This is a genomic window from Streptomyces sp. NRRL F-6492, from assembly GCF_001280125.1.
Lineage (GTDB): Bacteria > Actinomycetota > Actinomycetes > Streptomycetales > Streptomycetaceae > Streptomyces.
This window is the reverse complement of record NZ_LGEG01000149.1, coordinates 40,209-54,299: the sequence shown is the minus strand read 5'-3', so window position 1 is coordinate 54,299 and position 14,091 is coordinate 40,209. Positions and strand designations below refer to the sequence as shown.

The 14,091-nt window shown below is 74.3% G+C and carries 12 protein-coding genes; 1 reads left to right on the top strand and 11 read right to left on the bottom strand.

What is annotated here, in order from left to right:
* The 10 genes from ADL08_RS13110 to ADL08_RS13065 form a co-directional block, all read right to left on the bottom strand.
* Window positions 1-1,248, bottom strand: a complete 1,248-nt coding sequence (locus ADL08_RS13110) for a hypothetical protein (RefSeq protein WP_078968134.1) — start codon at window positions 1,246-1,248, stop codon at window positions 1-3.
* Between the two features lie 760 nt (window positions 1,249-2,008).
* Window positions 2,009-2,992: an endo alpha-1,4 polygalactosaminidase gene (locus tag ADL08_RS13105; RefSeq protein ID WP_053642374.1), complete on the bottom strand. Its 984-nt coding sequence runs from the start codon at window positions 2,990-2,992 to the stop codon at window positions 2,009-2,011.
* On the bottom strand, window positions 2,989-3,651 hold the full coding sequence (locus ADL08_RS13100) for a spherulation-specific family 4 protein (RefSeq protein WP_053642372.1): 663 nt from the start codon (window positions 3,649-3,651) through the stop codon (window positions 2,989-2,991). Before ADL08_RS13100 ends, ADL08_RS13105 begins: the two co-directional genes overlap by 4 nt.
* Window positions 3,648-4,589 (bottom strand): NAD-dependent epimerase/dehydratase family protein, encoded by a 942-nt coding sequence (locus tag ADL08_RS13095; RefSeq protein WP_053642371.1) that lies wholly within the window; start codon window positions 4,587-4,589, stop codon window positions 3,648-3,650. Before ADL08_RS13095 ends, ADL08_RS13100 begins: the two co-directional genes overlap by 4 nt.
* Window positions 4,590-4,595: 6 nt before the next feature.
* On the bottom strand, window positions 4,596-5,309 hold the full coding sequence (locus ADL08_RS13090) for a nucleotidyltransferase family protein (protein WP_053642369.1): 714 nt from the start codon (window positions 5,307-5,309) through the stop codon (window positions 4,596-4,598).
* Window positions 5,310-5,340: 31 nt separating this feature from the next.
* On the bottom strand, window positions 5,341-6,342 hold the full coding sequence (locus ADL08_RS13085) for a GDP-mannose 4,6-dehydratase (RefSeq protein WP_053642367.1): 1,002 nt from the start codon (window positions 6,340-6,342) through the stop codon (window positions 5,341-5,343).
* Between the two features lie 69 nt (window positions 6,343-6,411).
* Window positions 6,412-7,809, bottom strand: coding sequence for a hypothetical protein (locus ADL08_RS13080; RefSeq protein ID WP_053642365.1), 1,398 nt, complete (start codon window positions 7,807-7,809; stop codon window positions 6,412-6,414).
* Window positions 7,806-9,320: a GT4 family glycosyltransferase PelF gene (pelF, locus tag ADL08_RS13075; protein ID WP_053642363.1), complete on the bottom strand. Its 1,515-nt coding sequence runs from the start codon at window positions 9,318-9,320 to the stop codon at window positions 7,806-7,808. Before pelF ends, ADL08_RS13080 begins: the two co-directional genes overlap by 4 nt.
* Window positions 9,321-9,427: 107 nt before the next feature.
* A complete protein-coding gene (locus ADL08_RS13070) occupies window positions 9,428-11,554 on the bottom strand; it encodes a hypothetical protein (RefSeq protein ID WP_053642361.1) in 2,127 nt (708 codons plus the stop codon).
* Window positions 11,555-11,944: 390 nt separating this feature from the next.
* The gene (locus ADL08_RS13065) at window positions 11,945-12,475 is read right to left on the bottom strand and encodes a hypothetical protein (protein ID WP_053642359.1); all 531 of its coding nucleotides are present in this window, start codon (window positions 12,473-12,475) and stop codon (window positions 11,945-11,947) included.
* 377 nt (window positions 12,476-12,852) lie between these two features.
* Here ADL08_RS13065 and ADL08_RS13060 point away from each other — a divergent pair, with 377 nt between their 5' ends.
* Entirely contained in the window at window positions 12,853-13,653 is an 801-nt protein-coding gene (locus ADL08_RS13060) for a polysaccharide deacetylase family protein (RefSeq protein ID WP_053642357.1), read from the top strand.
* Window positions 13,654-13,779: 126 nt separating this feature from the next.
* On the opposite strand, the gene ADL08_RS13055 is transcribed toward ADL08_RS13060, so the two are convergent.
* Complete coding sequence (locus ADL08_RS13055) at window positions 13,780-13,968, bottom strand: CsbD family protein (protein WP_053642355.1); 189 nt, start codon at window positions 13,966-13,968, stop codon at window positions 13,780-13,782.
* Window positions 13,969-14,091: the final 123 nt, after the last annotated feature.

Below are 14,091 nucleotides of genomic sequence, written 5' to 3'. Positions count from 1 at the left end.
TCACGGAGCCCCGGCGGCGGTCCCGCCGGTCTCTCCGCTCGCCCCGGTCTCCACGAGGAAGGGGTGCGCGCCGCCCGCCGTGTGCGTCCGGAGCGTGACGCCGTCCGGGGGGACCGTCCCGCCGTGCGCCAGCCAGGCGTGCAGCGACGACGCGTACGCCGCCGGGTCCGCGTCCGCCCCGGCGCCGGCGGTCAGCCGGAACACGCCGTGGTCCCGGGTGCGCACGGTGCAGGCGTCCGGCCCGGTCACGTACACCGCCGCCGCGCAGCGCGGATGCTCCCGCAGCACTTCGGCGGTCCACAGCTCCGCGCCGCCCAGGCGCGGATCGTCCGGCCGCCCGTCGCGCGTGATCACGTCCGCCACCTCCAGGTCCCCGGGGTGGCGGGTGTCCTCGTGCACGGCGAGGTGGGCGTCGCCGACCGCGTCGTACGGGTGCTCCGTGGAGCGCTCGACCGTGATGCCGTCCCCGCGGACACGCGTCCGCACGTACAAGGGGGCGGTCGGCCTCGGGGGATCGTACGGAGGGAGGGGCAGGGGCTCCAGGGACGCGGGAGTGGCGGGCTCGGGGAGGTCCATCAGCGCGTAGAAGTGCCGGCGCAGCAGGACGGCCGACCGGCCCGGGTCGGAGGTGACGAACCCGGCGGGGGCCGGGTCCGGTCGGTGCCCGTCCAGCACCCGCTCCACCTGCGGGCGCAGGGGAGCGTACGGATCGAGGCGGGGCGCGCGCCGCACGAACTCCGCGAGCGGCGCCTCGGGATCGAGTCTCTCCCGCCCGTCCGCCGCCAGGAGCACGGCGGTGCCGAGGGCCGCGGAATAGTAGGTGACCGCCCCGAAGTCCCCGAGGACCAGGTCCGCGGCGAGGAGGGCCTGCCGCCACCCGTGGACGGGGTCGATCAGGGTCAGCCCGCCGCGCCGGGCCCGGTCCAGCCACGCCCGGATCTGGCCGGGGCCGTGACCGTGCCAGATGTTCGGGTGGAGGACGGCGGCCAACCGGTAGTCGTCGGCGGGCAGTTCGGCGGCGAGCCGGGGCAGCAGGCCGGGCAGGACGTCCTGCCCGCCGCTGCCGAAGAAGCCCTCCGGGTTCCAGGTGGAGTTCAGGACGACGAGCCGCTGCCCGCGGCGCACCCCCAGGGCGCGCCGGAACCTCTCCCGGTACGGGCGGGCCGCGAGCATGCGGTCGAAGCAGGGGTCACCGGCGAGTACGGCGGAGGGCACCGCCTCGGCACACGTGCGGGCCAGTCGCTCCAACTGCTCAGGGTGGGACAGGACGAAGCCGTCGACGAACGGCCGCCCGTCGTCCAGAAGCCACTCCGGCGACAGCCCGAACGTCGGCTCCCGGCTCCCGGCTCCCGGCTCCCGGCTCCCGGCTCCCGGCTCCCGGCTCCCGGCTCCCGGCTCCCGGCTCCCGGCTCCCGGCTCCCGCTCCCGGCTCCCGGCTCCCGGCTCCCGGCTCCCGGCTCCCGGCTCCCGGCTCCCGGCTCCCGGCTCCCGGCTCCCGGCTCCCGGCTCCCGGCTCCCGGCGTGCCCAGTCTTTTAGTATATCCGACACCATGTGAAATGATCGACAAACTGCCCTGGATGTCGGCGAGTTCACCCCCGAAACTCGCCGAGATCGCCAGATCCACCCGCGTCGCCAACGCCTGTTCCCACGGCAGCACCGGAAGTTCCAGCTCGGCGAAGATCTCCCGGATGCCGCTCTGGAACGCGGAGGAGCCCGTGGAGGTGACCAGGAGCTGGACGCGGAAGTCGTCGTGGAACAGCGGCAGGAGGTCGAGCAGGCGGCCCGCCGAGGTGGCGTTGTGGACCACCAGCAGGACCCGCCGCCGGACGGTGCGGCTTGTCCACCGAGGGGATCCCTCCCCGACCGGCACGCGTAGCGGCGGGGGTTCGGCTGGCCCCACTCATGACCTCCTGGGCGAGCGGCGGGCGTGGTGTCGTCGCGGACACACCTTAGCCGCGCCGGACGGCACCGGGGACGGCGGAGATCGTTTCCGGGCCGGCAAGGGCCTCAGCAGGGTTTCCGCCACACGTCCAGCTCCGGGTTCTTCAGCATCGACGACAGGCGCAGGGAGCGGGACCGGGGGCAGAAGCGGGACGGGGACTCCTCGTACTCCACGTGGAAGACCGCCTTGCCCGCCGCGACGAAGGGTTCGAGCAGACCGCACTCGTCGAACTGGGCGCACTCCTCGTTGACCGCGAAGTCGAAGTGGTCCACCAGGAGCGGGATCTGGTGGAGGTCGTTCTTGAGGCCCACCGCGAGGCCGCGTTCGTGGGCGATGTCCGCGATCATGCGGTTGTAGCGGAGCTGGTCGTCCGCCGTCAGGGGGAATCCGGTGTCGTTGCCGTAGCCCTCCACCAGGTCCGGTTCCACCGCGTCGAAGCCCTTGTCGCGGCACATGTCGAACCGGCGTTCCATCAGGGGGCGCACGACGTCGAGGCGGCGGATGTCCAGCCAGCGTTCGCCGTGCCAGCCGTTGGGCCCGCCCAGGACGGAGTCGGGGAAGGCGTCCCGGTCGGGGCGGTAGTCCTCCCATGCGCCGACGTTGACGTAGCAGATCACCTTGCGCCCGTCCCGGTGCAGCCGGGCCACGTCGGCGGCGCTGTTCTCGAAGCCGTCGATGTCGTACACCGGCACGTCGACGGACGGGTCCACCCTGCCGTTGAGCTGCCACTGCCAGGACACGCCGGGGCGCGGCTGCCAGCGCGCGCCGGGCACGGGCCGGCGGGTGGGCGTGCGGTCCGGTGCGGGGCGGGTGGTCGTGGGCCGGCCGGTCGTGGGCGCGGGCGTGGGGCCGGTGGTGGGCCGGGACGTCGTCGGGCCGCCCGCCGTGGGGGCGGGTGCGGCGCTCGTGGGCCGGGTGGTCCCGGGACTCGCGCCCGGCCCGCTCGTACCCGCGCCCTCGGCCGGTCCCTCCGCACTCCCCGAGCAGCCCGCCAGGACGGCCAGGGCCAGGAGCGCGGCCGCCAGGGCCGCGCCCGGTCGCCGCCTCACCGGTCGGCCTCCGCCAGCGCCGGGGTCAGCCCCGACCAGGGGTTCGGCGGCTCGCCCGTCACCGGGCCGCAGACCCCCGCGCCCCGCTCGCGCGCGGTGCGCACGGCCAGCGGGACGAGCGGGGCGGGCACACCGTACACCAGGTGGCAGAGGCGCTCGGACGGCAGCCGGGCCGTCCACGACGGGCGGCTGAACGTCGAGACGTACGTCGACCAGTGGCCCTCGAAGGTGACCGTCAGGTCCGCGAGCCGCACGTAGCCGGGGGCGGGGTGGACCCCCGGGTTGATGACCACGGGGGAGATGCCCTCCCTGCGCAGCGAACGCACCGTGCGCCGGCAGGCCGGCAGGCCGTCGCGCCCCGCCGTCGTCTGGTCCAGGAAGCAGCCGTCGACCCCGTACCACTCCCGGTGCCGGAGCGCCTCCTCGGTGATGACCTCCGTGTCGCGCATGCCGTAGTCCGTGTCCACGTAGCCGAGCAGCCGGGCCCCCGCCGACCGCAGCGCGCGGGCCGCGGCGGCGAACGCCGGGTCCGGCGCGTCCCCGGGGCCGCTCGCCGGGTTGAGCACGACGGCGTACGTGTGCGCGGCGCCGGTGATCAGCCGGTGCCAGGCGTCCGGGTCCTCGGCGGGGTGGACGTACAACGGGATCAGCAGACTCACGACGCGGCCACCCCGTCGGGCACGAAGGAGCGGGACCGGGCCTCCCACAGCGCCGTGAGCGACGCGTCCAGGGAGTGGGCCGGGGCCCAGCCCAGGGCTGCGCCGGCCGCGGTGATGTCCGAGCACTGCCAGGACACCCGCGCGGACCGCTCCGAACCGCTCCCGTCCCCGACCGCCTCCACGATCCGGCCGCGGAACCCGGCCGCGTCCGCGAGCCGCCGCACCAACTCCCGTACGGGCAGGGCCTCGCCGCCGCCGACGTTCAGGACGGACGGCAGCGGACCGGGCGCGGTCGCCGCCAGCTCCACCGCCCGCGCCACGTCCCGTACGTCCACGAAGTCGCGGTACGCGGAGAGGTCGCCGAGCCGCAGCTCCCCCTCCGGCCCGTTCCAGGACGCGGACTCGGCCTCGGCGAGCAGCCCGGCCACCCGGCCCGGCAGGCCCGTGGCCGGCGCCCCGGCGCCCACGGGATTGCCCACCCGCAGCACCACCGCGTCCAGGCCCGAGGCCGCCACCGCCACCGTGCCCGCCAGCTTGGTCGCGCCGTACGGCCCCGCCGGGGCGCACGGCTCCGACTCCGCCACCCGCAGACCGGGCGTCCCCGGCCCGTACTCGGCGGCCGACCCCAGGTGGACGAGCCGGGCCCCGGGGGCGGCCTCGCGCAGGGCCGCGCACAGGGCGGCGGGCCCGCGCGCGTTCACCTCCGCGAGGGTGACGGCGTCGCCGCCGGTCGCGCCCGCGCAGTTCACCACGGCGTCGGGCGCGGCCTTCGCCAGCGCCCCCGCCAGGAGGTACGGGGGATCGGAGGCGAGGTCGACGGCGACGTCGGCCCCCGGGGAACGGCCGCCGACGAGCACCCGCGCGCCCGGGAGGGCGCGCAGCCGCTCGGTGACGTGGCCGCCCAGGTATCCGCCGGCGCCGAGGACGAGGATCCGCATCGCTGTTCAGGCTCCCTTGAGCAGGAGGGACTTGCGGCTGGTGAACTCCGCGTTGGCCCGGTCGTAGTCGTCGGGACGTCCGATGTCCAGCCAGTAGCCCTCGAAGTCGTAGGCGTGCGGCGGGGTCTCGGCGGCGAGCAGGTCGAGCACCAGCTCGTCGAAGCCGAGGGGGAGCCCCGGCGTGTAGGCGTCGAGGGTCTTGCGCGAGACGCCGTAGACGCCCATGGACACCCGGTAGTCGATGCTGGGCTTCTCGGTGAAGGCCACCACCCGGCTGTCGTCGGTGGTCAGCACCCCGAAGTCGATGTGCACCTTGCGGGCGTACGTGGCGATGGTCAGCGGCGCGTCCGACACCTCGTGCCGGCGCAGCACGTCGGCGTAGTCGAGGTCGGTGAGCACGTCGCCGTTCATGACGAGGAAGTGCTCGGGCAGCCGGTCGCGCAGGTTGAGCAGCGGGCCCATGGTGCCGAGCGGGTTCTCCTCGGTGGCGTAGTCGATGCTGAGGCCCCACTGCGAACCGTCGCCCACGTAGGCGCGGATGATCTCGCCGAGGTGCCCTATGGCGAGGGTGCAGTGGGTGAAGCCGGCCTGGGACAGCTGGCGCAGCACGATCTCCAGGATCGCGTGCTCGTCGCCGATGGGGACGAGCGGTTTGGGCAGCGCGGTGGTGTACGGCCGCAGCCGGACGCCCTTTCCACCGGCCAGGATCACAGCGTGCATGGCATACCTCCTGCGGGACGTGCCGGACGGGTCAGATGTTGTAGATGCCGGTCTTGTAGCGGGCCAGGTTCGCGGGGTCGGTGAACCACTCGGCGGTCCGCGCGAGGCCCTCCTCCAGGGAGTGGCCCGGCTCCCAGCCGGTCGCCGCGGTCAGCCGGGAGGCGTCCGCGACCAGCCGCATCACCTCGGAGTCGGCCGGACGCAGCCGCGCCGGGTCCTCGCGGACGTCGAGCGGGGTGTCCATGACCTTGCCGATCAGCGCGACCAGGTCGCCGACGGAGATCTCCCCGCCCGTGCCCGCGTTGAAGGTGCGGCCCACGACCCGCTCCGCCGGGGCCGTGCCCACCGCGAGGAACGCCCGCGCGGTGTCCTTCACGTAGGTGAAGTCCCTGGTGGGGCGCAGGTCCCCGAGGGTCAGGGTGCGCTCCCCGGCCGCCACCTGGCCGATGACGGTGGGGATCACGGCCCGCATCGACTGCCGGGGGCCGAAGGTGTTGAACGGCCGCAGCGTCACCACGGGGGTGCCGAAGCTGGCGTGGTAGCTGTCCGCGAGCCGGTCGCCGCCCGCCTTCGAAGCGGCGTACGGCGACTGGGTGTTGATCGGGTGGTCCTCGGTGATCGGGACCGTCTGCGCCGTGCCGTACGTCTCGCTGGTCGAGGTGTGCACCAGCCGGGGCGTCCCCAGGGCGCGCACGGCTTCGAGGACGTTGAGGGTGCCGGTCACGTTGGTGTCCACGTAACTGTGCGGCGCCTGGTAGGAGTACGGGATCGCGATGAGCGCGGCGAGGTGGTAGGCGCAGTCGGCGCCGTCGAGCAGGCCGCGCACCGAGCCCGGGTCGCGGACGTCGCCGAGCACGATCTCCACCTGGTCGAGCACGTCGGGCGCGAGGGTCTCCAGCCAGCCGTACGAGGAGAACGAGTTGTACTGGGCCATGGCCCTGACCCGGTGGCCGGAGGCGACGAGCGCCTCCGTGAGGTGCGAGCCGATGAACCCTTCGGCTCCGGTGACGGCGGCGAGCGGTGCGGAGGTCAACTCTTCGGTCCTTTCGACAGGGGACGGCGGGGTGGTGAGGAGAGGGAGGAGCGGCGGGCGGACGGCCCGTCAGACGTGCGGGGACGGCCGGCCCAGGAGGGCGACCACACAGGCCGCCAGGCAGACCGCGGACGCGGCGCAGACCGACGGCAGCACGGCGGACCCTTCGGGCAGCCCGGCCCGGGTGATGACCACGGCGCCCGCGGCCGTCGCCAGGCAGACGGCCGCCGGCGGCCAGGCCACGCCGAACGCCTGGAGTAGCAGGGCGGCCCACAGCACCGCCGCGAGCGAGAGCAGCGCGACCGGTTCCGAGCCCAGGAGCAGCGCCGGGACCAGCAGGAGCAGCAGGTAGCAGAAGAGGCAGAGCGCGAGGACGCCGCAGGAGCGCAGCAGGAACGCCCGGGGCGTCGCGCTGGCGCGCAGCGCGGCGACCGACCAGCCCCGGTAGCGGTAGAGCAGCCACTCCGCCGGGCCCATGCTGAGGGTCAGGACGATGACCGCGTACGGGTCCTGCCGGCCCTCCAGCATCACGAGCACCGCCGCCGCGAGCCCGAACAGGCCGTACGGCACGGAGCCGCGCATCCGGGGGCGCGGGCCCTCGGCGGCCGGGACGGCGAGGCCGGAGGCCAGGACCCGCAGGGCGACGGCGAGCGTGGCGAGGAGCGCGAGCAGCGGGAAGGTGAGCCGCAGCAGGGTGCCGGGCTCCCACCAGGGCAGCACCGCCGCGCCGGCGATCAGCGGGCTGAGCGCGACGAGGAGCAGCCGCTCCCGGCCGAGCACGAGCAGCACGCCCGCCGCCGCCAGGTACAGCGACTGGGCCGCCGCGGCCACGGTGGCCGGGCCGCCCCCGGCGGGGATCGCGGCGAGGCCCGTGGCCACGCACGCCCCGAGCACGGAACCGGAGAGCAGCGTGCGCGAGGCCTCCCGCCGGCCCGTGGTGAGCCGCAGGTGCGCCCGGTGCCCGAGCCCCTGCCCCCACGCCCAGGAGACGACGCCCGCCGTGACCAGGACGGGGGCGTGCTCGTCGATGCGCCACAGCGGTCCGGTGAGCAGATAGGCCAGGGCCGGCAGTGCGAACAGCAGGCCGCGCAGCAGGCACCGCACGGTGTCGGGCCGCCACGGGTCCGGGGGCGCGGCCGGCTCGGGAAACGCCCGGGGCACCCGCTCGTACAGTGCCGCCGCCAGCGAGAACAGGGTGGGGTGGCCGTACCGCTCCTTGATCACGACGGCGGACAGGCCGTCCGCCTCCAGGAGCGCGGCCACCTCGTAGGGGTGGACGGCCGGGCCGATGCGGTCGGCGAGCTCGGCGGCGAGCGCGCTGACCGCCTCCTCGTCGGGACCCTTCGACGGCAGCCGGATGGCGAGGGTCGCGTCGTCCAGGAACCGGCGGGCGCGCGGCACGGCCAGGCGGATGGCGAGCGTGTCCTGCTCGGCTCCGCCGGGTTCGAGGAATATCGGGCCGCTCATCCGGCGAGGCTCCCCGTGCGGCTGACCGCCGGGACGGGCAGGACGATCCGGACCGGCTCCGACCGCCGTTCCCCGGCGGCCAGTTCGTGGTAGATGGCGCGGAAGGTGTCGACGGTCTGCCGGAGGGTGAACCGCTCGATCACCCGCAGCCGGGCCGCCTCGCCCATCGCCCGGCGCCGGGCGGGGTCGCCGAGGAGCGTGAGCGCGGCGGTCGCCATCGCGGCCGGATCGCGCGGCGGCACCACGAGACCGGTGTCGCCGACGGCCTCCCGCACGCCCCCGACGTCGGTGGAGACGGTCGCGCGCCCGCACGACATCGCCTCGATCAGGGTGAAGGGGAAGCCCTCGCTGATGCTGGAGAGCATCACGACGTTGCCGGCCGCGTAGGCGTCCTTGATGTCGTCGACGCGCCCCTCGAAGGTCACGGCGTCCGCGTGGCCGAGCTCGGCCGCCAGGGCCTCGCAGCGCTCCCGGTACGCCTCGCCGCCCCGGGGCGTACCGCCGAAGAGCCGCAGCCGGACGTCGGGCATCCGCTCCCGGACCAGGGCGAGGCAACGTATCAGCGTCTCCAGGTCCTTGATCGGGTCCACGCGCCCGGCCCAGCTGAGGGTGGGCGCGTCCGGCTCGGGCCCGGCGGGCGGGAAGGCGGCGGGGTCGACGCCGTTGTAGACGGTGCGGATCGACTCGGGGTCGGCGCCGCCCTCCTCCTCCCACAGCCGGTTGTAGCGGTTGCCCGGGGTGATCAGGGCCGCCCGGCGGTAGCTCTCCTCCGCGAGCAGCCGGAAGAAGCCCAGGACCACGGCCTTCACCGGCCAGCGGTAGGGGGCGGTGCGGTAGCCGAGGTACCGCTCGCGCAGGTACACGCCGTGCTCGGTGAGCAGCAGCGGCACCCCGTTCCGTTCGAGGGCCGCGAGGCCCGGCAGGACGGCCACCCCGCCGCTGACGGCGTGCGCGACGCCCTCCACGGGCGGCGGCGCGGACAGCGGCCGCAGCGCGTGTTCGAGCAGGGCCGTGGCCGTGATCGCGTCGTGCAGGGTCGGCCGGGCCTCCCGCACGGCGAGCCCCGGCCGCCGCCACACGGAGGTGAGCACCGCGATCGCCGCGTCGCTCCGCAGGAACGGGCTGAGCAGGCCGTCCCCGGCCGCGTGCGCGAGGGCGTACAGGGCGGGGCCGAAACCGGCCTCGGCACCCGGGTCGAGCAGCGCCGTCAGGAACTTCTCGTACGCGTCGGCGAGCCGCCTGCCCGCCCTGCCCCGGGGCGCCCGGCCGTCCGGCGCCGGACCCCACATGGGCACGGACAGGACGTGGGAGACGTGGGCCGGCAGGTCCCAGGCGAGCGGTTCGCGGCCGGAGCCGGTGACGGCGAGGACGTCGAAGTCGATGTCCGGCATGCCGGTGACGAGCTGGTCGCACCAGACGCTGACGCCCCCGTGGCTGTGCGGGTAGGTGCCTTCGGTCAGGAGGGTGACGCGCGGGGCGCCGGAGCGCCGCGCACCGCGGTGAACGTGCATAGGTGTGTGCTCCACGGCCGTGGTGGGAGTGGTCGTGCCGGTCCCGGCCGCCGGTGGGCGGCCGGGACCTCGCCGCCCGTACGGGGCCGGCGCCGGAGGTGCGGCGGTCAGCCGCCCGCGCCGGGGGAGACGGGCTCGGCCACGCCCGCGGGGACGCGGACGGCCGGGGCCGGGGCGGCGACCCGGGCCGGGGCGGTGCCGCTCGTGCCGAGGGCCGGGGCGGAGGGCAGCTCCAGGGTCAGCGCCGCGCCCGCGAGGGACGTCCAGCCGGAGCGCCCGCCCGCGTACGCCTCGCCGAAGGCGGAGCCGGAGCGCAGGGTGCCCTCGGGCACGGTCACCGGGACCGTCGTGCCGCTCGGACCCTCGACGGTCACCGTGTCGCCGATGCGGTACGCCGTGATCTGGCCGTTCTGCACGGCCGTGCGCCAGGCGGAGCGCCGCTGGAGCTCCTGCCCGATGTCCTTCATCCGCAGGTTCACCACCGGGGTGCTCGGGGCGAACAGCGCGTCGTAGCCGTTGAGGACGCCGTCCAGGACCGGGTAGGCGATGCGGTCCTCGGCCAGGTTCGACTGGTGGATGAAGTGCGGCTTGGGGTCGTTGGCGAGGACGTGGCCCAGGGCGATCTGCCGCTCCAGGGGCACGATGTGGTCCGCGTAGCCGGTGGCGGGGTCGAGCGGGGCGGCCAGGCAGGTGGTGGTGGCCGGGTTGTCCTCGCAGATCCCGCTGCCGCCCTGCGCGCGGCTGGTGTAGATCCAGTTGTACTCGTCGACCTGCTCGGCCGCCCGGCCCGCGTTGTAGAAGACGTTCATCGGGTGGCGGGGGACCGTGGTGGCCGTTCCGACCTGGCGCTGTCCGGGCTCACGGGAGTTGTCCGAGCCCAGCCAGCCGATGCCGTTGTCGCCGAGGGCCGGCCCCAGGTTCGGGTTGTCGACGTTCTGCTGGGGAAGGACGCGCAGTCCGGAGTGCTCGCCGGTGACCAGCTCGTCGTTCTCCAGCGGGAGTCCGGCGGTCTGGCCCCACACGCGGTTGAGGGCGATCTCGTCGGAGACGGCCTGCCGGGAGACCCACTTGACGGAGCCGTTGGGGTTCGTGGCGCACTGCCACGGCACCACGCTCGTGTTCTGCTCGCAGCCGAGGAAGGCGTGCGTGTAGGTGTGGTTGATCCAGCGGAAGTCGTTCCGCTTGGCGACGAACCGGTCGGCCAGCGGGTCGGCGCCGTTGTTGTCCGCGCGGAAGTCGACGGTGCCGGCGGCGTTGTAGGCCATGTCCAGGGTGAAGCCGCGCGAGGTCTGCCAGGAGGCGGCGTGGTCCACGTCGGCGGCCGTCATCCGGATCGGGTCCGGCACGGCGTTGGGATCGGTGCAGTCCACGTCGCCGGGCGTGCAGTTGAGCGTGGAGTTCCAGCGGTCGTCCGCCGCGAACACGTCGTCGACGTGGACGGCGAAGTAGTTCCGGGAGGCGCCCAGGCGCGTCCCGCCGGTCATCCAGTCCACGATGCCGCGGGCGAGCAGGCGGAACTGCTGCTGGTACTGGTTGTAGACGAAGGTGACCACCAGCTCGCGGCGCCCGTCGTGCCGGTACTCGCCGACCAGCGACCCGCGCTTGGTCGTCCCGGGCACCGTCGCCTCGACGTACGGGGTGAAGTCGGCGCCCGCCACCGGCGTCGACAGGTAGGCGTAGCTCTCGCCGACGGTGGGCGAGTTGTCCTCGAACGGCACGGCCCCTTCGAGGTAGCCGAACGGGCCCGAGAGCCCGGCCGCGGTCGTCTGGGCCTGCGCCCCGTCGAGGCTTCCCGCGTACCCGCCGTAGACGGCGTACTGGAGGCCGACCTCGGGCCGGGCGTAGGTGTACGCGTCGACCTGCGGGATGTCGTAGGCCCGCTCGTAGTTCGCGAGCGCGGTCATCTCGGCGGAGCCGGCCGGGAACGGGTTGTCGTTCGGCAGGACGACGGCCTGGAACTTGGCCCGGTTGCGGTTCCCCACGGTGTCCGCGAGGTAGGCGGCGTTGATGACGGGACGGTCGGCACGGGTGAGGTCGATCTTCGTGTACGGCGTTCCCGCCGCGTCCAGTTCGGCGGCGATGGCGTCGGTGGCCGGCCCGCCGTCGGTCACGACGAGGACCCGCAGGTCGACGCGCGGGTCCAGTTCGACCGCCTGCGCCGACGCGCCCGGCAGGACGAGGGCGGCGACGAGCGCGCCCGTGGTGAACAGGGTGGTGCCTATGAGCCGCTTCATGCGGTGGTGTCCCCTCCCGGAGCAGGGGTGAGTACGGCTCCGAGGAGCGGACGCACCCCCTCGTGCACGCCGGCATCCCCCTCGAAGGCCGGTCGTCCACGCATCCGTCGCGTCAAATGGTGAGGTATCTGTGGAGCTTTTGTGGTCCCGCCGCGAAAGGTGACGGAAAAACGCGGGCGTCCGGGACGGCGTTTCCGGTGTGACGATCGGACCGGAAACCGTTCCGAGCCCCGGCCGCCCCTCCCGCCACGGGACTGAAGCCCAGGTGGGAGGGGGAGAAGGGGCCTCGGCGGACCGTGGGGCTGCCGGGGCTTCCGCCATTGGTTTAGACCGGTAGGTCGGTCGGGGCTTGGTCTATTTCCGGACGCGCCCCGGACGGCCGTCGGTCCGTCAGGCGCAGAGGACGCGGGTCTCGGGCGTGTAGACCGGACCGCCGCTGGTGCTGGAGCTGTCGCTGAACTCGGCGTAGAAGTACGAGTAGAAGCCGATGTTGCCGTTGCAGCCGGAGTCGGCGGCGACCTGGAGCGTCAGGGTCACGGTCCTGCTCTGGCCGGGCGGCACGGTGGCCCCGTAGTTGGCGCCGAGGTTGGCGGGACCGGTGCCGGCGCAGGGGGTGCTGCCGTTGGGGCCGGCGAGCGAACAGCCGGTGAAGGAGTACTTCAGGTCCGGGCGCTGGGTGGTGAGCCAGGTGGGGTCGATCGTCTGGTAGACGAACCAGATGTCGTAGGACTTGTTGTTCGTCAGCGTCACGGACAGGTTCACCGTGCCGCCGGGGGTGGTCGTGGCGGCGTCGGTGCTGAACGTCAGCTCGGCGGGGGCGAGCGGCTCGGAGGCGCTCGCGGCCGGGGCCAGGCCGAACACGGCGAGGAAGAGGGCGAGGACGGCGGTGAGACCGAGGCGTCTCGTGAGGTGGGATCGCATGGCTCGGGAGGCTAGGGACGGGCGGGGCCCGGCGTCTGCCCCCGCGCGGGCCGTCCGGGCGGCCCGCGGCCGAAAGTGCGCTTCCGGTGAAGGGCCTGCGGAGAAAGTGTGACGTGTGCCGTCCGGGTGCATCCGCGCACGCCGCGACGGGTGCGCCCGCACGCCGCCGGCCGGACCGGAACCCGGCGCGTGCCCACAGTGTGGCGTACACCATTGGCGCGTACCCGACAGTTGGCCGGGCCCGTCGCGTCGGCCGAGCGGCGCCCGGTCCCGGCCAGGGGGCCGACTTTCGACCCCGCGGGATGAAACCTTCCCGCCGTCCGCACCGTCCTCTCTCCCGGGAGCAGGACCTGGAACAACGGGGAGCGGACAATTCCATGGGGCGGAACAAGTACACAGCGCACATAGCCGTGGTCGCCTCCGCGGTCGGACTCAGCCTGGCGGTGTGGGCGGCCGGCGCGGTCACGCGGACGGAGGCGGAGGCCGGCGCGGGGAGCGGGCGCCCGACGGCCGTGCGGTCGCCGGCCGGGGGAGCCGAGGGGCCGGCCCAGGCGCCGCCGAAGAAGATGCCCGAGAGCATCGCGCACGCCGCCGAGGCGGGCGGCACGGCGGTGAACATCACCATCGACGACGGGCCCGACCCGCGCTGGACGCCCCAGATGCTGGACATCCTGGAGCGGCACGGGGTCAAGGCCGTGTTCTGCATGGTGGGACCCGAGGCGAAGCGGCACCCGGACCTCGTCAAGAGGGTCGTCGCGGAGGGGCACCGGCTCTGCGACCACAGCATCTCCCACGACACCGCGATGGACAAGAAGTCCGTCGCGTACCAGAAGCGGCAGATCCTGGACGCGAAGAAGATGATCGAGGACGCGGCCGGGGGAGCGAAGGTCGAGTACTACCGGGCGCCGGGCGGCGCCTTCACCCCGGACAGCCGGCGGATCGCCGCGGCGGCGGGCATGCGGCCGCTCGGCTGGAACGTGGACACCAAGGACTTCGAGCTGCCCGGCACGGCCTCGATCGTGAACACGGTCAAGAACGAGCTGTCCAACGGTCCGACCATCCTCTTCCACGACGGCGGCGGCGACCGCGGCCAGACCGTCGCGGCCCTGCGTCAGGTGCTGCCGTGGCTCAAGCGGCAGGGGCACGCCTTCAGCTTCCCCGTGCGGACGGCTCCCTGAGCCCTGCCGTACGGAGGCTCTCCACGCGAGGAGGACCGCCCGGCGGGTGCCGGGCGGTCCTTCCGCTGTTCGGGCCGTCCTCCAGAGCGCGGTACGGCGGCCCGAGCGCTGAGGGTGGTGCGAGCCCTAGGAGCCGTCGCGCTTGAGGGAGTCGCGGACGCCCTCGACCTTCCCCTGGGCCTTCTCGCCCACTTCGCGGGCCTGGCCCTTCGCCTGGTCCGTCTTCCCCTCGCTCTTCAGGCGCTCGTTGCCGGTCGCCTTGCCGGCGGCCTCCTTGAGCTTGCCCTTGGCCTTGTCCATGTGGCTCTCACCCATGACTGATACGCCCCTTTTCTGGTCGACTGGGGTACTTCGGTCACGTTAGGCGGGTTCCCCGAATCCCGCGCGGCAACCCTCCCGGTCCGATCCCGGCGGCCGGACCTTCGCGACCGGGAGCGA